Genomic DNA, 16,759 nt, shown 5'->3' with positions numbered 1-16,759 from the left:
TGTATTTAACCGCCCCGATATCTCCCTGGTCCTTTAAAAACCTCTCGAATGTGCCAGTCTACAAAGGCTTGGTTTGGTTGATAAGCAGGATGTATCGGTGATCTTACAAGTTTCCCATGATATCTCATTAACCATTCCTGAAAACCACTGCTACCATTTGCTTCTTCTGCTACTAACAATTATTTTGAACCTGCAATTGTGAATACTCCTAGGTCAAACAACTTATGATGCATTGCACATAGAGCTATGCCATTGTCCTCACAATCAGGCCCGCCAGCCTGATGCCACTTGATATGAGCAGCTTCAACCGCTACCAAATTATTACCTAATCTCACATTAAATCCACAAATAGCACAACTATACTCATAAGCACGCAGTACTTTTTCTCTAAACTTTGGATCTCTACATTTAGAACTACTAAACTTAGAAGTTTCAAACCCAACAACTCTAGAATCAAAATCAAGTCCTACAGCTGCAATTATGTCTTCGTGAATATTTTCCGGAAAATGGCTATAAAGCACTATGTGTGCAACTTCACGTAGTAATAATGGATTGTCCCGTAATAATTTAATTACCTCGTCTTTAAATCCTCCAGCGATATCGCGCCTAAGTAAGCAAGAGTTCTGCATTTGGATAGAGTCAATTTCTGAATTCAACTTCCATATACCATCTCTAGTCAATCGGACAAATGGCTCTTCCGGATGATATGTCTGTCTACGAGGACCAAATTCTTTTAATAATTTTATTAATGGTTCACGTACTTCCTCATATCGAAGAACCCTAACTCCTCTTTTCTGCAACTGTCCGAGCGCATACAAAATCAAGAGTGGTTTATGTGGAGCTCTTTGGCCACCCTTTTTCCATATACTAAGCTTGCTTAGCTTTTCCTTTAACTGTTCTGAATCCATAATTAAGACCCCATAGAGGTAAAATGTCATAATGTGTTGGACTGCAAAAAGCGTGACAGCACAAAGCTTACTTTCTTCTAAAGCAACTGCTATTCTTCTTTTAAAAAAAATAACTGTGTGCATACATTGTCCTTCAAAATGGTATAACTATTTGTTCTTCAAATCCAAATGCCCAAAATTCCAATTATCTCCATAATGCTCCACCTTAAAATCTTCTTTATAAATTCTTATTTTAGACTTTCTAAGTAAAAATTCAGTATAATCCTCCCAAGCGTTACTTCTCAAGCAACCCATTGCTTTCCTTGAACATTTGGATATTTATTCATAAAATACTCAATGAACTTCTCCTTCATTCTTGAGCTTGCCATATCCTTTCTAGTTAATTGATCCCTTTGATTCCTTACATCTCGTGCTTCTTGTATGGTAACTTCATATCCATTAATTAGAAATCCACATATCAATAGAACCAACCATAATAATTTATTAAACCCCATAAAATAACCTCCAAAAATAAGCCCAAAACTATTGTTAAATAATCGTTTTTTGTGATAAAATATTACCAAGCAACCAAGTTTCTTTGTGTAGTGATTTTCTTCAATGAAAGGAGTTATATAAATGTCAGGAAAATCAATAATCCATAGAAGACCTCATATTATTGATACCAAAAGAATTTGCGTCTCCAGCAAACGACAAATAACTATACCTCAAAAATATTTTGAGAAACTCAATATTGGTGATGAAGTAGAGTGCTTAATGACCGATTCCGAAATTATTATCCGTCCCGTTCGCCAAGATACCGAATTTGCTGAAGAAATACTAAAAGACTTGATAGCAAGAGGGTTTCAAGGAGATCAATTATTGACCGAATTTAAGAATTACAGGGCTAAAATCAGGCCAGCCATTAAACGAATCATTGAAGAAGCAAAACAAGCTGCAGAACAATTTGATGGTACTGATACTATGAAAGAAATCTTTTTGGACTCGGAGGACTAATATGCTTCCAATTGTATTCTTAAATCCTGCATTAAAATACTTTAAAAAATTAAAGGACAAGCAGTTAAAGAAAAAATACGAAACTGCTTTATTGGAAATCCGAAAAAATCCTGAAATAGGTGATATAAAAACTGGTGATTTAGCTGGTATTTGGGGTTACAATGTTTATCATAATAAAACATACTATGAAATCGCATACTACCTCGCTGAAAATGAAAAAGGTGAATTAGTTGTCGTGGTTATGGCCGGAACTAGGGAAAACTTCTGGGATACAATCAAAAAATATATGAAGTAGAATGATTTGGTGGCAAATTTGCCACTTTTTTTATTTGTCGCCAAATGGTCGATCTTATTGCATAACCTTTTTACCTCAGTATCCTACCGGAGAGATATTGCCCCCTTGCTCAATCAATCTTTTTGTAGTATCATATTTAATACCAACTAGTTATCTTTTGGTATTAAATATAGTGTTATTGATTATACTATTATCGGAGGTTCTAGTGACCAAAATAGAAAAACGGTTTCAAAAAATCCTGAATAATCCTAAAGATGTCAAATGGGCTGAACTTCAGGCTGTTCTAAATAAATTTGGCTTGATATGTGAACCACCGGGAAGTGGCAGTCATTGGTCTGTTTACGATGAAAAATCCGGCACTATCGCTACCGTGCCTGTTCATAACAACCGGGTTAAAGCTATTTATGTCAAAAAATTAATTGCTCTAATCAAAGAAATTAGGGAGGAGGAATAATAAAATGACCAAAGATCTTGAATATTACAAAAAACTCAAATATGGTGTAAAGTTAGAACCAATTTCCGAAGAAGATGGCAACGGCTGGCTAGCTGAAATACCTGAACTTAAAGGATGCATGTCCGATGGAGAAACGCAAGAAGAAGCATTAAAAAACATAGAAGAAGCTAAAATGGCCTGGATATTAACTGCTCTTAAAAGAGAACTAACAATACCTTTACCCAGATCAGAAGATAATGACGAATATAGCGGTAAGTTTACCTTACGACTTCCTAAATCTCTTCATAAAGAACTATCTCTCGCTGCTCAAAAAGATGCTATCAGTTTAAATCAGTATATTCTTAGTTTAGTTGCTCTTAATTTCGGCAAAAACTTTAGAAGCTCTGAAACTCATACAACATCTTCACAAAAGCCCTCAAAATCACGCTCCCAATAGGGCTAAAAAAGGCTTAATCACAGTACCTCATCCTAATAAAGACTTGCCAATTAAAACTGCGAAAAGTATCTTAAAGCAAGCAGGACTTAAGCTAGGAGGAGGTTGAAATCCATGAATAAAAAAGACAAATATGTAAACCATCATATCATTCGCTTCTAAAACCTAAAAGACATATAACCAAAAAATAATCTTTCGGAGGCCAACTAGTTTGGTCTTCTTACAATGAACCTATACATTGCTTTCGTAACCAAGACTTACCAGTATCAAGCTCTCTGGTAAGGACATCCCATAAAAGAAGTTTTTTCTGATATTCGAAAAGAACTTAAATGATAAAAGAATATGATGTTATCATTACACCAAATTAATTTGATAATTGACACTTAATTCTTGCCCATTTCATCACCTTAGGTTACTAAGGATAATACCATCCTCACTAATAACAATTTTTTCAAAGATACTATTTTTACTTACTTTTTCAATTATTTCATCTTTAAGCGAAATCATCCAAACATCGTCAAGATTCCTATTAATGACCATATAGACTTTCCTCTTAATGGGATTAAATACTAAAGAACAAAGTGTTGATACAATTCTTTCATTTGAAATGTTTTACGCAATATATTTATAGCTCTCTCTATATTTAATAAATCCTTATCTTCCTCAACCATCTTGCTAGCAGTTAAGTACCTGTCTGCTCCAATGCAACCCAAATCTATGTTTTCGCTGTTTAAGAAGTTTGAAAAGTTAGTCATAACAATCTTTCTGCCGATTAATTTACTTTGTACCGCTTTACCATTGACACATTCCAAAATTGTTGCTTTTTCATCTATGTCAGCAAACAAACTATGTACATTAAAATTCTCAGGATAAAGTATCTTTGTATCAGGACTTATTAAACTTACTTGGTCTATATTTATACTTCCTTGAAGATAACTGAAGAATAAATCCACAGCATAAATTTCTTTTTCTGGTTTTACTGTTTCCGCGTCTTCAATATCGCTATCGATGTACATTTCTTGAAAATTAACAAAATTACCCTTTAGATTCATTCCCGCAAAAGGATAATATTTTCCATAAACATTCATATAAAAGCAAATATATTTTGTCTCACCAGACCTGTCTATTTTTAGTTTAATCTCAACCTGAGGAAAATCTGTTTATGGCAAAATGAAAGTGTAGCACTCCGGAAGTAGAAAAAAGTAGCAGAAAAATGGAAAATCCATTGCCAACACCCCGGAAATACTTTACCCTTTGAGTTGCGAAGCTTAAAGGGGGTATAGAAAGGATGCTGACAATGGAACAAGTCCATAATATCAAATACCTGTTCAAATTTAAAGGGAAAACCCTAAGAGGGATTGCCCGTGAAACAGGTCACCATTTCAATACCGTTAAGAAGTATGTTGAAAAAGAAAACTTTAATCTCGAACATAATCCGGGTAAGCTAAGGGTACGCAAACTGGCGCCGTATATAGATTTAATAGATTCATGGCTGGAAGCTGACCTGCATGCAAAGCCCAAGCAAAGGCACACCGCCCAAAGGGTGTTCGACCGTCTGAAGGAACAGTTCCCGGACTTCGATATTTCAGACCGGTCTGTAAGAGCATATGTGTCTAAACGCAAAAAGGGAATTGGCCTGACGCAGGAAGGCCATTTGCCGCTGGAACATCCGCCGGGTGAAGCTCAGATAGATTTTGGCGCTGCTCAGTTCATCGAAAAAGGAGTTCTGTACGACGGGCATTATCTTAACCTGTCATTCCCTTACAGCAACGGTGGTTACCTTCAGTTATTCAAGTCTGAGAATCAGGAATGCCTATTGGAAGGCCTGAAAACCATCTTTGAACACATTGGCAAAGTGCCAACCCATGCCTGGTTAGATAATGCATCCACAACCGTCAGCAAAATTCGCAAAAACGGTGAACGGGATATCACCAAAGGCTTTGCCCGGTTTATGCTCCACTATGGCTTCCAGAGCAATTTCTGTAATCCTGACAGCGGCCATGAAAAGGGTCATGTGGAAGGCAAGGTCGGCTATCACCGGAGAAACTTCCTGGTCCCCATTCCCGAATTCGATGATTTAAAGAAGTTCAACAAAATACTGCTGGAAAAGTGTGATGCGGATATGAACCGTAAGCACTACCAAAAGCCGCATTTAATCTGTGCCCTATTTGCCGAAGACAAGGCTGCCATGGATAAACTTCCGGAAGTTCCCTTTGAAGTATACCGACTTGAACCTGTCAAAGTAGATAAATATGGCAAAGTGCGATATGAAAACAAGCTTTACTCATCCTCACCTGAATATGCAGGCAAAAACCTGTGGCTTAAAGTCGGGGCCTACGATGTCGAAGTTATGAATCAGGAATACCGGACGGTTGTGCAGCACCCCAGGCTGTATGGCCAGCAAAACGAATCGATGATTTGGGGGCCATACCTGAAGCTGATGGTCAGAAGGCCAGCAGCACTCAAATACACAGGTTTCTTTAAGCAACTGCCGTCAACTATCCAGGACTACTTTGATAAATGTGATTACACCGAGAAGAGAAACTCTCTTAAAATCCTGCTAACCATGCTTCAGACTGCTGATATGGCTGCTGCTGAAGCGGCATTTGCCGAATCCTGCCGGAGAGAAACCATTAATTCAGACAGTTTGCTGGCTATCCACAACCGCCTGAATACATATCTTCCGGAAGATAACTTCCAAAACACTGCATTTAAACTTCCGGAAGTTCAAAAATATAGCACTAACTTCCGAGCCTATGATCTCCTGCTTAAAGGAGGTGAACAGCCCTGGAAGCAATGATTACTGAATACTGCAAAAAACTTAAGATTGGCCGTACTTTCTACAAAGACTACAAAGAAATCGAAGTTGCATCCAATCAAGAATTTCTGCTGCGACTTCTGGAAATGGAATTTGCCAACCGTGAAATCACCCGAAAAAGGAGGCTCCTTAAAGCAGCCGGCTTTGATGTGATGAAAACATTTCAGGATTACAGCTTTGAGCATATCGAAATTCCCAAATCCATCGCTCTGAATGAGCTTACCAGTACTGATTTTATACAGAACAAACAGAATCTCATCCTTTATGGGCCAGTAGGCACAGGTAAAACCCATCTGGCTACAGCACTGGGCGTGGAATCCTGCAATCAGGGTAAATCAGTTAGATTCTTCCGTACAGCAGCATTGGTTAACCAATTATCTGAAGCCAAAAAATCCGGAAGTTTGAACAAATACATGCGGCAAATTCAGAAATGCGACCTGCTAATCTGCGATGAATGGGGCTATGTGCCCTTTGAAAAGGGCGGGGCCCAACTGCTGTTTCAGGTAATATCGGAATGCTATGAAAAACGCAGCGTTATTATTACTACCAACCTGGAATTCAGCAACTGGAACGGGATTTTCTATGATGAGAAGATGACCAGCGCCATTATTGACCGGCTGGTTCATCACAGCCACCTGCTGGTGTTTGGCGGACCAAGTTACCGGTTAACCCATTCATCCATTAATTGTTAAATATGTAAACCGGGGTGTTACACTTCTTAACTTCCGGAATGCTACATTATTTACTTGCCAAATACAGGAAAATCGAAATTCATTCCATAAATAGGATCCCCGTAGAAAGAAACAAAGCTGGTACACATGAATAATTTACCCCTTCCATAATTTATGTTGCTTATTTTCATACTGGCATAAACGAAATTCCCCTTTTCAACAATACCGTCTTTTTCTCCAAAGCTCCTTGTAATCCCTTCTTTTTCCACTAATGTCACATTTTTATTTATTACCCAAAAAATCACATAAAAAAAGGCTTAGCTAAGCTAAGCACAAAAATATATTTTAATACAGCCCCGGAACCAGCAGACCAAGTATCATAATCAGCAGTACCCCAAAGGAAATCACACTATATTTGATATCTTTTTTAATGAGAAAGGAAAAAAAAGCGCCAATTACCCTGAGAAGCGGGGTAAATAACAGGACAAGGATACCAAATGTCATTATATCTATAGGATTTAATGCAATCACCCCGGCAATTAGCTGCACAAAACCATGACCTTCCAGCCGCTGTTCATTTAAACCGCCATCTGATGCCAATAAAAGCACCATTCCTCCAGCCATCAAAACTATGCTTAAGACTGAACCGGCACGCAGTAATATTTCTAGTATACGATTGATATCAAAACTCCGATTCATCGGCTACCCCCCAAAACCCTTAATAAACATTTGAAGCGCAACGTAAATAAATACAAATACAAACACCTTTTTGAGGGACCGTACAGAAATCCGCTCATTAATCCGGGTTCCGATTGCAGCCCCGCCGAAAACTCCCAAAGCTACGGGAACTGCTGCCACTACATCTATGTTCCCATTGAGGTAGTAAATAATCGCACTGGCACTGGCAGTAACGCCAATCATAAAATTGCTGGTGGCAGCGGCCTCTTTAAGGGGAACACCCATTAATAAATACATCACTGGTATCTTTATCAATCCCCCGCCTACCCCTAACAGACCGGACGTAACTCCTGCCAGAGATGATAAAAGAACTCCCAGAGGAACATATTTCACAACATATCCGGTTCCCTCTCGGTAAACGGTTGGATAACCGTCATGCGCCGCAGCATGTCCTTCCCTGCTGTAATTTTTATCTTCTTGGCGGTACATTGAATAAGCATTATAAACCACCATCCCGGCAAAAAGAAAATACAACACCTTAGCACCAATATAACCAGCCACAACCGCACCTGCTACAGCGCCAACAGTTGACCCCAGTTCCAAGGTCATCCCCAGCTTAATATTTACTTTTCTGTCACGGATATAGACAACTGCAGCTCCGGTAGAGGTAGCAATAACCCCAACAAGGCTGATTCCGATAGCAGTATGAATCGGCAGCCCAAATAAAATGCTCAGCACAGGGATAACAATAACACCTCCGCCAAGTCCCAGGAGAGATCCAAAACTTCCCGCAAATAATCCAGTTATAAACAGCAGCACTGTTGTCACGATTAAACTCCTTATTTACACATTATCCGGATTTACATATTATCCGGATAATTTTTTTATGTTATCCTTTTTTGCGCTATTTTTTTATTATAACATATCCATATAGACAGCATGAAAAAAAATGAGCCAAGCCATTTTAACCTGCTCATCTCATTTACCACTGTATGTTATTTTCTTCTATATAGTTGTTCACCTTGGCTATTCCCGCCTATCTTCTGCCGGCCAATTCCTTATATACTTCTCCCGGCTCTATTCCCTGTTCGCCGAGCAGAACCAGCAGGTGGTAAATCAGATCCCCAACCTCATAGATAACCTCTTCCCTGCTCCGGTTTTTTGCCCCGATAATCACTTCTGCAGCTTCTTCACCGATTTTCTTGCAAATCTTATCAATTCCCTTTGTAAAAAGGTAAGTTGTATATGAACCCTCAGGCATTTCCCTTTTACGGCTCATTACAACATCATAAACCTCATCAATTATGCCTGCTGAAGCCAGGGCTTCTGCTTCGCCTGCCATAATCGTATTATGAAAACAGGTGCGTTCCCCGGTATGGCATGCCGCACCTGTCTGTAAAACCCTAATCAGCAGGGAATCAGCATCACAGTCATAGCTAATTGTTTTTACTTCCTGGTAATGACCTGATGTGGCCCCTTTATTCCACAGTTCCTGCCTGCTCCTGCTCCAGAACCATGTCCGCCCAGTTTCCAGGGTCTTTTGCAGGGACTCCTTGTTCATATAAGCCATCATCAGCACTTCATTTGTATTAACATCTTGAATAATAGCAGGAATCAGCCCATGGGCGTCAAATTTAAGTAAATTTATGTCAAAATCCATTACCTGACCACCACCCCTTTTTCCCTCAGATACTGCTTTGTTTCACTGATTGAATACTCGCCGAAATGAAATATAGAAGCCGCCAGGGCGGCATCAGCCTTTCCTTCAACCAGCCCTTCCCTGATATGCTCCAAATTGCCGACACCCCCTGAAGCAATAACAGGTATATTAACCAATTCCGCAACTGCTCTGGTAAGTTCTATATCATAACCATCTTTAGTCCCGTCGCCATCCATACTTGTAAGGAGTATTTCCCCTGCGCCAAGTTCCTCAGCTTTTTTTATCCATTCCATAACATCTATCCCGGTTGGGGTCCTCCCCCCATGAATATATACTTCCCATTTCCCCGGAACATTGGTCCTTTTGGCATCAACCGCCAGAACTATACACTGGGAACCGAACTTATTGGCACCCTCGGATATCAGGCTTGGGTTCTGCACCGCCGAAGTATTCACCGACACCTTGTCAGCGCCTGCAACCAACATAACCCTCATATCTTCAACCTTCCTGATTCCACCACCCACAGTAAATGGGATAAAGACCTCCTCAGCAGTTCTCCTGACCACATCAAGCATTGTCTCCCTGCCATCCGAAGAAGCTGTAATATCCAAAAATACCAGCTCATCTGCGCCTTCCCGGTCATAGAAAGCAGCCAGCTCCACCGGGTCACCGGCATCCCTAAGGTCAACAAAATTTGTGCCTTTAACAACCCTGCCACCGGTTACATCAAGACACGGTATTATCCTTTTTGCCAGCATCTCCTATCTCTCCTGTCCCATGCTAATCCTTAGCGCTTCTCCCAAGTCCAACCTGCCGTCATAAAGGGCTTTTCCGGTAATAACCCCTTCTACCCCTGCGGGCTCAAGCTCTTTTAGCACCCTGATATCTTCAGGCCCTGAAATCCCGCCTGAAGCTATTATCCTCAATCCGGTTTCCACAGCCATTTCTAAGGTACTATGAATATTTGGTCCCTTAAGGGTTCCGTCACGTTTGATATCTGTATAAATAATCCTCTTAACCCCCAGCTCCTTCATTTCCAGGGCCAGCTCCACAGATGTTTTAGTAACTGTGGAATCCCAGCCATGAATAGCCACCATACCGTCCTTGGCATCAATTCCCAATACTATTTGGTCTGCTCCAAACCGGCTGACTGCATCCTCAACAAGCTTGGGATTGGATATGGCAACTGTCCCAAGGATAATCCTGCTGACCCCCATTTCGAGATAATAGGAAATGGTTTCCATGTCCCTTATCCCACCACCCAGTTCTGTGGGAATGGAAACAGCTCGAACAATGCTGCGCACAGCCTCATCATTTTGCGGTTTCCCCGCAAATGCACCGTCCAGGTCTACCAGGTGCATAAACTGTGCCCCAAGACCTTCCCATTTGCGTGCCATCTCCACCGGGTCATCTGAATAAATGGTTTCGTTCTCTATTTTTCCCTCAACAAGCCTGACACATTTTCCGTTGCGCAGGTCAATTGCTGGTATTATAAGCATTATCTCATCTCCCCGAAATTCTTTAGAATCTGCAATCCCAGTGAACTGCTTTTTTCCGGGTGGAACTGGATGCCAAAAACATTGCCCTTCCCGGCTATGGAAGTAAATTTTATCCCATAATCTGTCACTGTTGTGACAATTTCAGGGTCACTGGGTTCAACATAATAAGAGTGTACAAAATAGAAAGACGACCCTTCAGGAATGCCTTTTAACAGCGGAACTTCCTGCCTGATTTCAATTTGGTTCCATCCCATATGAGGAATTTTCAACCCCGGTGGGAGCATTCTAACTCTGCCGGGGAAAATTTTCAGACCTTCATGAAAACCAAATTCCTCACTGGAATCAAACATCAGGTGAAGCCCCAGACAAATCCCTAAAAATGGTTTCCCGGCTTTCACGGCATCAGTAATTACTTCTACCATTCCGGCATTCTTCAGATTTTCCATGGCATCACCGAATGCCCCGACCCCTGGTAATACAACCTTATCGGCTTTTCTAACTTCATCAGGATCAGGTGTTATCACGGCATCAAGCCCCACATGTTCAAACCCCTTCTGCACACTCCGCAGATTGCCCATGCCATAGTCAATTATTGATATCATAATAGTTGCCTATCCTCCGCAATAGTTGTCTATTACAACTGTCCTTTTGTAGACATTATGCCCTCTATACGTTCATCAATAGAAACAGCTTCCTTGACAGCCCGGCCCAGCGCCTTGAACACCGCTTCAATAATATGGTGAGTATTTTTCCCCTGCAACAGCCTCACATGAAGCGTAATTTCCGCATTAGTAGCCAGAGCCCGTAAGAATTCTTCAACCAGTTCGGTATCAAAGTCCCCCACCTTCTGGGCAGGTATCGGGATGTCCAGTGAAGTAAAGGCCCTGCCGCTAATATCAATAACAACCATAGCCAGGGATTCATCCATTGGCGCAAAAGCAGTCCCGTAACGCCTGATCCCGCTCTTATCCCCAAGTGCCTGGGAAATGGCCTGTCCCAGACAAATTCCTATATCCTCCACGGTATGGTGGTCATCAATCCCGGTATCTCCCTGGGCCTCTACATCCAAATCAAACATGCCGTGCTTAGACCATAATGCCAGCATGTGATCCAGAAAGGGAACACCTGTGTCCAATTTGTAGCTTCCTTTACCATCTAGGTTTATAGAGACATTAATATCTGTTTCTGTTGTGGTCCTGGATACTTTGCTTTTCCGGTTCTTAGCCACTTCACATCACTCCGTTTCATGAAATCGGAATTAATTTGGATAGTTTCTCCAAAAAAAAGTCATTTTCCTGCTTAGTACCGACCGTAACCCGCAGGCATTGCTCCAGCCCGTGAGTAATTCCCGGTTTTTTCCTTACCAGGACACCGTTTTTCAGAAGCGCCTCGTGAAGGGCCTCTGCTACAATCGGAGGCTTGACCCTGAATAAAATAAAATTTGCGTCTGAGGGGAATACGTCAATCCCTTTTATTTTCAATAACTCAACCTTCAATCTTTCTCGTTCCGAAACTATTTCCTCAATCTGTTCCTGAAAATAGTGCCAGTTTTTTAATACCGCGAGAGCCGCCGCCTGTGAAAAAGCATTGACATTATATGGTTGCTTTACTTTCAGCAGTTCCCTGACAACAGCGCTGTCTGCAGTCAAATAACCGAGCCGCAGCCCTGCCATGGCAACCTTGGAAAATGTTCTCAGCACTACCAGGTTCGGATATTCCCTAATCAGGGACAAGCAGGTCCGGCCTCCAAAATCTATATATGCTTCATCTATTATAACAAGGGAATTGACCCGTTCCAGAATTCGTCTTACCTGTTCCTCCGGTACCGTAGTGCCTGTAGGATTATTCGGTGTGGCAATAAATGTCATGTTTGTTCCCGGCTTCTGCATTTCTGCAATAAGTATGTCCTCATCAAGAGAAAAATCACTGTTCCGGTAAACCTCTACAGGCTCAGTCCCAGTAATCTGCCCATGTATTTTATACATTGCAAATGTAGGAACCGGAATAACTACTCTCCTGCCCGGCCCGCCAAAAGTCTGCAGCAGCAGTTGAATTAATTCATCAGAACCGTTCCCCAGGATAATGTTCTCAGGGGGAGCTCCTGTCATCTGACCAATTGCCTTCCTCAGTTCTTCACCCAAAGGGTCCGGGTACCTGGTAAAAACATCACCGGTAAGGGTTTCAAAAATATCTTTGATTATCTGGGCAGGAAAGGTATGAGGGGTTTCGTTGGCATCCAGTTTAATCACATCCGCATATGGATGGGGCTCGTAAGGTACCAAGTCCCTGATGTCTTCTCTAACCAAGTCTCTAATTTGCATATGTCTGTCCTCACTTTCCCATCCTGACCCGGACAGAATTGGCATGGGCATCCAGGCCTTCTGTCTCAGCCAGTTTTATTATATCTGCACCAGCCTTTTTCAGCCTGCCGGGGGAATATGCAATCAGGCCGGATTTCTTCATGAAAGTATCCACATTCAAAGGTGAATAAAATCTTGCCGTTCCGCCGGTTGGCAGTACATGATTGGGTCCGGCATAATAATCACCCACAGGTTCCGGGGTATAATGTCCCATAAAAATCGAACCGGCATTCCGAACTTTACCCAGCATGTCAAATGGAGCCGCTACTGCCAGTTCGTGTTCAGGGGCATAACTGTTTGCCAGTTCCACTGCCTCTTCCAAGTCCCTGGTCACTATTATAGCGCTGTAATCCCTCAGTGATGCTGTCATAATTTCCTTCCGCGAGAGATAGCCAACCTGCCGGGGGATTTCTTCTTTAACTGCTTCAGCCAAACTCATGGAAGGAGTTAACAATACAGCGGAAGCCAAAACGTCGTGTTCAGCCTGAGAGAGCAAATCTGCAGCCACATAAACCGGATCTGCGGTATCATCTGCAATCACCAGTATCTCACTCGGCCCGGCCAGCATATCTATATTAACCAAACCATATACCATTTTTTTAGCCAGGGTAACATATATATTGCCCGGTCCGGTAATCAAGTCAACAGGCCGTATAGTTTTAGTGCCATAGGCCAGTCCGGCTACCGCCTGGGCCCCCCCAAGCTTATAGATTTCCGTAACCCCGGCCTCTGCTGCCGCTACCAATATGGAAGCCTGCAGCCTCCCGTCACTTCCCGGCGGGGCAACCATTACAATTTCATGTACCCCGGCAACACAAGCAGGCACAGCATTCATTAAAACAGATGACGGGTAGTTTGCCGTCCCTCCCGGTACATATATGCCGACCCGCTCCACAGGCCTAATTATCTGACCCAGAATAGTGCCATCCTCACTGGTTTCCATCCATGATTTGCTTAACTGTTTACGATGGAAATCCCCAATATTGTCCCTGGCCCTCCGGATGGCGGTCACAAATTCACTATCTGCTTCTTTATATGCCTGTTCTATTTCCTCAGCAGAAACCCTCAGAGTTTCAGGAGTAAGCTCAGCCCGGTCAAACCTGGCCGTATATTCAAGCAGTGCCTCATCTCCGCGTTCCCTGACATTTTGCAGGATTTCCCTGACACGTTCTTCATAAACGGCTTGCTCAGGATATTGTTTTTTTATGATAGTTTCTATGGCAGTATCTCCAGATTCAAGTATCCTTATCATTCTGGCATCCCCCCATTTTCAACAATTTCCCTTATTCTCTTAACTATCGGGTTAATCCTGCCATTAAGCATCCGATGACTAACCCTGTTGGCTATGAGCCTTGTAGTTGAGTTGAAAATCTGGGCAACTTCGACCAGCTTATTTTCCCGCAGTGTCCTTCCGGTTGATACAATATCCACAATCAAGTCCGACAAACCTACCATAGGGGCCAGTTCGATATTGCCGTGAAGCTTAATTATTTCCATCTGCTTGCCCCTGCTTGCAAAAAATTCCTTGGCAACCCTGGGGAATTTGGTGGCCACCCTCAAGTGGTTCAATTGTTCCCAATCTTTTTCACGGGCACCTTCTTCAGGCATAGCCACAACAAAACGGCAAAAACCGTACTTCAAATCCAATAATTCAAAAACCTCTTTTTTTTGCTCCACTATAGTATCCTTACCCACAAAACCCAAATCGGCGGCGCCATATTCCACAAAAGTGGGTATATCTGTCGGCCGACAGACAATATACTGAACTTTTTGTTTCTTCTGTAAAAAGCAGTTTCCTGGTATCTGTCTCCATATCACTACAGCTGAATCCTGCTTGTTTGAGTAAAGCTACAGTTGGTTTATAAAGGGTTCCCTTGGGAACTGCCAGGACAAGATTAGGCTTCATTCTCCACACCTCTTTATTACGTTAAAATGCTAACATGCTAAATTATATCACTTGTTGTATATAGTGTCAATGAAAACATCAAACCATGAAAACATCAAACTATATTTTTTCTAAATTATATTTTTCTAAATTATATAAAGATTTTTTTAAGTTTCCCGATAACTTAAAGTGTAGAAATAATGGTACCTTGCAAATGAGGTGATCCGTTTATGTTAAAAAAGGTCTGTCCATACTGTGGTAGCGCTTCTTTTAGTTCTACAACCCTTGGTGACCCATGGTTATGCCCAAATTGCCAAGAAGACATCAGCCATATTCCTGTTGAGATTCCCACTCCTAAACCCATGGCAGATGTGCCGGTAAAACCGGAAAACCTGGCTGGCAATGCTAAAGAATTTTTTCAAAACCTAAGTTTAACGCTCCTTATCTTCATTGAATAAAATAACCTCTTTAGCAGAAATTCTCGAACCCGTTTCTAGCGAACCTTTAGGATATGAAATGGGGTCCATATCTGCACGGAGTGTTACCACTACCTGCCCTAGCTCCCGCAATTCCCGCGCTTTTTTAAAGGCGGTATCGGCCTGTGAAGGGTTATATATAATCAGGTAATCGGCATCCGGAGCCTGACTGATTTTATTCCCTTCTTTCTCCAGGGACAGAAGCAGTCGTTCCATACCCAGGGCAAAGCCTGTTGCAGTACACTCGAATCCAAACCTCCCCAAAAGGTTGTCATACCTTCCGCCTCCCAGGATAGGGAAGCCCAGGTAAGCCGAATAGCCTTCAAAAACTATCCCTGTATAATAGTCCAGGCCTCGTAACACTCCCAGGTCAATTTCCACATATGGGGTTACATCATAAGCCCTAAGTGCATCATATACATTTTCCAGCGCTCTTAGTGCGGCAGTGGTTTTAGGATTGTTTGCAAATCTACCCGCCTCGGCAGTGGCCTCTCCACCGCCCCTTGTGGTAATAACATGCATAAACTTCCCTTTTTCACAATCACTTATCTTAAATTCATCCAAAAGCTCCTCAAGGCCTACATAGTTTTTGTTGCTCAGGACAGTCTTGATTCTTCCTTTCTGGTCTTCCGGAAGTCCCAGTTCCTCCATCATCCCATATAATATATCCACATGCCCGATACTGATCTTAAAATTCTTCAGCCCTGAAGCCTTTAGTATTTCCACCGCTATAGCTATAGCTTCAGCGTCAGCGAAAGGACTGGCATCACCAATAAGTTCGATTCCGGACTGGTAGAACTCGCGCTGCCGACCGGCCTGAGGGTCTTCAAAACTAAATCCGTTGGCCATATAAAATAACCTTAACGGAAACGCCTCATCTCGCATCCTTGTACTTACCAAACGTCCTATAGGTGTTGTCATATCAGGACGCAGTGCCAGAATATGCCCCTGACGATCAATAAACTTATACAGCCTGGCATCCTCGTCGGCGCCCCTTCCTGTAGACAGGACATCATAATATTCAAACGTAGGTGATACTACCTCGCGGTAACCCCAAACCCTAAAGGTTTTTTCAAAAGCGTTTTCCAGGGTTCTCTTGCGCTGGGCCTCAGCGGGCAGCAAGTCCCGCACCCCGGCAGGAACCTGTAATCTCAAATGACTGTTGGTCATAATAACAGCTCCTTCTTTCGTGCTTTAACTAATTAAAGTATCGAAGTTATATTAACACACCGCGCTGTGCCTGTCAATATACCAAAAAACTGCCGAAACCGGCAGTCCCTCGACTTCATGCTTCAGTTTTTCAGGCTATCGATTCAACCTGTCGAGTACCAACTTATACCCATCAGCCCCATAGTTAAGGGCCCTTTTTACCCGGCTGATGGTAGCCGTACTGGCACCTGTTTTCTCAGCAATTTCACCATATGTCCGGTTAGCTTCCAGCATTTTGGCGACTTCCAGCCTCTGGGCAAGTGATTTCAATTCTGCCACAGTACAGATATCTTCAAAAAAACGATAACATTCATCAGACTCTTCCAAACAAAGCACTGCCTCAAAAAGCCTGTCAAGCAGCGGATCTTTTAATTTGCTGGTCACACAAATCCCTCTTTTCTCGGCATATAGGAAGTATAA

23 protein-coding genes and 2 pseudogenes are annotated in these 16,759 nt (G+C 42.2%); 8 read left to right on the top strand and 17 right to left on the bottom strand.

Features of this window, described 5'->3' with window-relative positions; translation table 11 throughout:
* Positions 1 to 5: 5 nt before the first annotated feature.
* Both ABFY19_RS02635 and ABFY19_RS02630 read right to left on the bottom strand, forming a co-directional pair.
* A pseudogene (locus ABFY19_RS02635) lies at positions 6 to 908 on the bottom strand (phosphorothioated DNA-binding restriction endonuclease).
* 281 nt (positions 909 to 1,189) lie between these two features.
* Complete coding sequence (locus tag ABFY19_RS02630; protein ID WP_418791716.1) at positions 1,190 to 1,402, bottom strand: hypothetical protein; 213 nt, start codon at positions 1,400 to 1,402, stop codon at positions 1,190 to 1,192.
* A 121-nt stretch (positions 1,403 to 1,523) separates the two neighbouring features.
* Here ABFY19_RS02630 and ABFY19_RS02625 point away from each other — a divergent pair, with 121 nt between their 5' ends.
* Together ABFY19_RS02625 and ABFY19_RS02620 are read left to right on the top strand one after the other, a co-directional pair.
* A complete protein-coding gene (locus ABFY19_RS02625) occupies positions 1,524 to 1,901 on the top strand; it encodes an AbrB/MazE/SpoVT family DNA-binding domain-containing protein (protein WP_418791715.1) in 378 nt (125 codons plus the stop codon).
* 1 nt (position 1,902) lies between these two features.
* A complete protein-coding gene (locus ABFY19_RS02620; RefSeq protein WP_418791714.1) occupies positions 1,903 to 2,196 on the top strand; it encodes a type II toxin-antitoxin system RelE/ParE family toxin in 294 nt (97 codons plus the stop codon).
* A 150-nt stretch (positions 2,197 to 2,346) separates the two neighbouring features.
* Here the strand turns inward: ABFY19_RS02620 and ABFY19_RS02615 are convergent, their stop codons facing one another.
* Positions 2,347 to 2,409 (bottom strand): hypothetical protein, encoded by a 63-nt coding sequence (locus ABFY19_RS02615; protein ID WP_418792519.1) that lies wholly within the window; start codon positions 2,407 to 2,409, stop codon positions 2,347 to 2,349.
* Here ABFY19_RS02615 and ABFY19_RS02610 point away from each other — a divergent pair.
* The 3 genes from ABFY19_RS02610 to ABFY19_RS02600 are packed head-to-tail and all read left to right on the top strand — an operon-like array spanning position 2,402 to position 3,192.
* Positions 2,402 to 2,650, top strand: coding sequence for a hypothetical protein (locus ABFY19_RS02610; protein ID WP_418791713.1), 249 nt, complete (start codon positions 2,402 to 2,404; stop codon positions 2,648 to 2,650). The two genes, ABFY19_RS02615 and ABFY19_RS02610, sit on opposite strands and share 8 nt — an antisense overlap.
* A 4-nt stretch (positions 2,651 to 2,654) precedes the next feature.
* The gene (locus ABFY19_RS02605) at positions 2,655 to 3,086 is read left to right on the top strand and encodes a toxin-antitoxin system HicB family antitoxin (protein ID WP_418791712.1); all 432 of its coding nucleotides are present in this window, start codon (positions 2,655 to 2,657) and stop codon (positions 3,084 to 3,086) included.
* A complete protein-coding gene (locus ABFY19_RS02600; RefSeq protein WP_418791711.1) occupies positions 3,001 to 3,192 on the top strand; it encodes a type II toxin-antitoxin system HicA family toxin in 192 nt (63 codons plus the stop codon). Before ABFY19_RS02605 ends, ABFY19_RS02600 begins: the two co-directional genes overlap by 86 nt.
* A gap of 460 nt (positions 3,193 to 3,652) precedes the next feature.
* Here ABFY19_RS02600 and ABFY19_RS02595 read toward each other — a convergent pair whose 3' ends face one another.
* Complete coding sequence (locus ABFY19_RS02595) at positions 3,653 to 4,171, bottom strand: hypothetical protein (RefSeq protein WP_418791710.1); 519 nt, start codon at positions 4,169 to 4,171, stop codon at positions 3,653 to 3,655.
* A gap of 200 nt (positions 4,172 to 4,371) precedes the next feature.
* On the opposite strand from ABFY19_RS02595, the gene istA reads away from it, so the two are divergent.
* Together istA and istB are read left to right on the top strand one after the other, a co-directional pair.
* Positions 4,372 to 5,883, top strand: a complete 1,512-nt coding sequence (gene istA, locus ABFY19_RS02590) for an IS21 family transposase (protein WP_418790354.1) — start codon at positions 4,372 to 4,374, stop codon at positions 5,881 to 5,883.
* Positions 5,880 to 6,593 (top strand): IS21-like element helper ATPase IstB, encoded by a 714-nt coding sequence (istB, locus tag ABFY19_RS02585; protein ID WP_418790355.1) that lies wholly within the window; start codon positions 5,880 to 5,882, stop codon positions 6,591 to 6,593. The genes istA and istB overlap by 4 nt, the downstream gene beginning before the upstream one ends.
* Before the next feature lie 50 nt (positions 6,594 to 6,643).
* Here the strand turns inward: istB and ABFY19_RS02580 are convergent, their stop codons facing one another.
* The 11 genes and pseudogenes from ABFY19_RS02580 to hisG form a co-directional block, all read right to left on the bottom strand.
* Positions 6,644 to 6,841: a hypothetical protein gene (locus ABFY19_RS02580; protein ID WP_418791709.1), complete on the bottom strand. Its 198-nt coding sequence runs from the start codon at positions 6,839 to 6,841 to the stop codon at positions 6,644 to 6,646.
* Positions 6,842 to 6,917: 76 nt separating this feature from the next.
* Complete coding sequence (locus ABFY19_RS02575) at positions 6,918 to 7,271, bottom strand: DUF1634 domain-containing protein (protein ID WP_418791708.1); 354 nt, start codon at positions 7,269 to 7,271, stop codon at positions 6,918 to 6,920.
* A 3-nt stretch (positions 7,272 to 7,274) separates the two neighbouring features.
* Positions 7,275 to 8,078 carry a sulfite exporter TauE/SafE family protein gene (locus tag ABFY19_RS02570; protein WP_418791707.1) on the bottom strand — a complete coding sequence of 268 codons (804 nt, stop codon included), beginning with the start codon at positions 8,076 to 8,078 and terminating at the stop codon, positions 7,275 to 7,277.
* 208 nt (positions 8,079 to 8,286) lie between these two features.
* Positions 8,287 to 8,910, bottom strand: coding sequence for a bifunctional phosphoribosyl-AMP cyclohydrolase/phosphoribosyl-ATP diphosphatase HisIE (gene hisIE, locus ABFY19_RS02565; RefSeq protein ID WP_418791706.1), 624 nt, complete (start codon positions 8,908 to 8,910; stop codon positions 8,287 to 8,289).
* A complete protein-coding gene (gene hisF, locus ABFY19_RS02560; protein ID WP_418791705.1) occupies positions 8,910 to 9,668 on the bottom strand; it encodes an imidazole glycerol phosphate synthase subunit HisF in 759 nt (252 codons plus the stop codon). Before hisF ends, hisIE begins: the two co-directional genes overlap by 1 nt.
* Positions 9,669 to 9,671: 3 nt before the next feature.
* Complete coding sequence (hisA, locus tag ABFY19_RS02555) at positions 9,672 to 10,409, bottom strand: 1-(5-phosphoribosyl)-5-[(5-phosphoribosylamino)methylideneamino]imidazole-4-carboxamide isomerase (RefSeq protein WP_418791704.1); 738 nt, start codon at positions 10,407 to 10,409, stop codon at positions 9,672 to 9,674.
* The gene (gene hisH, locus ABFY19_RS02550; protein ID WP_418791703.1) at positions 10,409 to 11,011 is read right to left on the bottom strand and encodes an imidazole glycerol phosphate synthase subunit HisH; all 603 of its coding nucleotides are present in this window, start codon (positions 11,009 to 11,011) and stop codon (positions 10,409 to 10,411) included. The genes hisA and hisH overlap by 1 nt, the downstream gene beginning before the upstream one ends.
* 32 nt (positions 11,012 to 11,043) lie before the next feature.
* Positions 11,044 to 11,637, bottom strand: coding sequence for an imidazoleglycerol-phosphate dehydratase HisB (gene hisB / locus ABFY19_RS02545; RefSeq protein WP_418791702.1), 594 nt, complete (start codon positions 11,635 to 11,637; stop codon positions 11,044 to 11,046).
* 16 nt (positions 11,638 to 11,653) lie between these two features.
* Positions 11,654 to 12,730, bottom strand: a complete 1,077-nt coding sequence (gene hisC, locus ABFY19_RS02540; protein WP_418791701.1) for a histidinol-phosphate transaminase — start codon at positions 12,728 to 12,730, stop codon at positions 11,654 to 11,656.
* A 10-nt stretch (positions 12,731 to 12,740) separates the two neighbouring features.
* Entirely contained in the window at positions 12,741 to 14,021 is a 1,281-nt protein-coding gene (hisD, locus tag ABFY19_RS02535) for a histidinol dehydrogenase (RefSeq protein WP_418791700.1), read from the bottom strand.
* Positions 14,018 to 14,675, bottom strand: a pseudogene (gene hisG / locus ABFY19_RS02530) (ATP phosphoribosyltransferase). Before hisG ends, hisD begins: the two are co-directional and overlap by 4 nt.
* A 209-nt stretch (positions 14,676 to 14,884) precedes the next feature.
* Here hisG and ABFY19_RS02525 point away from each other — a divergent pair.
* The gene (locus ABFY19_RS02525; protein ID WP_418791699.1) at positions 14,885 to 15,112 is read left to right on the top strand and encodes a hypothetical protein; all 228 of its coding nucleotides are present in this window, start codon (positions 14,885 to 14,887) and stop codon (positions 15,110 to 15,112) included.
* On the opposite strand, the gene hisZ is transcribed toward ABFY19_RS02525, so the two are convergent.
* A complete protein-coding gene (gene hisZ, locus ABFY19_RS02520) occupies positions 15,086 to 16,300 on the bottom strand; it encodes an ATP phosphoribosyltransferase regulatory subunit (RefSeq protein WP_418791698.1) in 1,215 nt (404 codons plus the stop codon). The genes ABFY19_RS02525 and hisZ overlap by 27 nt on opposite strands.
* A 135-nt stretch (positions 16,301 to 16,435) precedes the next feature.
* On the bottom strand, positions 16,436 to 16,729 hold the full coding sequence (locus tag ABFY19_RS02515; RefSeq protein ID WP_418792518.1) for a YerC/YecD family TrpR-related protein: 294 nt from the start codon (positions 16,727 to 16,729) through the stop codon (positions 16,436 to 16,438).
* Between the last annotated feature and the right edge of the window lie 30 nt (positions 16,730 to 16,759).

It is taken from the genome of Phosphitispora sp. TUW77, from assembly GCF_048453025.1.
Lineage (GTDB): Bacteria > Bacillota > Thermincolia > Thermincolales > UBA2595 > Phosphitispora.
Note: the sequence above shows the minus strand (reverse complement) of the source record. Positions and strands in the feature narration are given on the sequence as shown.

Coding starts and splice junctions, on each gene's coding strand:
- ABFY19_RS02630 (WP_418791716.1), bottom strand. CDS start 1,402: ATGGGGTTTAATAAATTATTATGGTTGGTTCTATTGATATGTGGATTT.
- ABFY19_RS02625 (WP_418791715.1), top strand. CDS start 1,524: ATGTCAGGAAAATCAATAATCCATAGAAGACCTCATATTATTGATACC.
- ABFY19_RS02620 (WP_418791714.1), top strand. CDS start 1,903: ATGCTTCCAATTGTATTCTTAAATCCTGCATTAAAATACTTTAAAAAA.
- ABFY19_RS02605 (WP_418791712.1), top strand. CDS start 2,655: ATGACCAAAGATCTTGAATATTACAAAAAACTCAAATATGGTGTAAAG.
- ABFY19_RS02595 (WP_418791710.1), bottom strand. CDS start 4,171: ATGAATGTTTATGGAAAATATTATCCTTTTGCGGGAATGAATCTAAAG.
- istA (WP_418790354.1), top strand. CDS start 4,372: ATGCTGACAATGGAACAAGTCCATAATATCAAATACCTGTTCAAATTT.
- istB (WP_418790355.1), top strand. CDS start 5,880: ATGATTACTGAATACTGCAAAAAACTTAAGATTGGCCGTACTTTCTAC.
- ABFY19_RS02575 (WP_418791708.1), bottom strand. CDS start 7,271: ATGAATCGGAGTTTTGATATCAATCGTATACTAGAAATATTACTGCGT.
- hisIE (WP_418791706.1), bottom strand. CDS start 8,910: ATGGATTTTGACATAAATTTACTTAAATTTGACGCCCATGGGCTGATT.
- hisF (WP_418791705.1), bottom strand. CDS start 9,668: ATGCTGGCAAAAAGGATAATACCGTGTCTTGATGTAACCGGTGGCAGG.
- hisA (WP_418791704.1), bottom strand. CDS start 10,409: ATGCTTATAATACCAGCAATTGACCTGCGCAACGGAAAATGTGTCAGG.
- hisH (WP_418791703.1), bottom strand. CDS start 11,011: ATGATATCAATAATTGACTATGGCATGGGCAATCTGCGGAGTGTGCAG.
- hisC (WP_418791701.1), bottom strand. CDS start 12,730: ATGCAAATTAGAGACTTGGTTAGAGAAGACATCAGGGACTTGGTACCT.
- hisD (WP_418791700.1), bottom strand. CDS start 14,021: ATGATAAGGATACTTGAATCTGGAGATACTGCCATAGAAACTATCATA.
- ABFY19_RS02525 (WP_418791699.1), top strand. CDS start 14,885: ATGTTAAAAAAGGTCTGTCCATACTGTGGTAGCGCTTCTTTTAGTTCT.
- hisZ (WP_418791698.1), bottom strand. CDS start 16,300: ATGACCAACAGTCATTTGAGATTACAGGTTCCTGCCGGGGTGCGGGAC.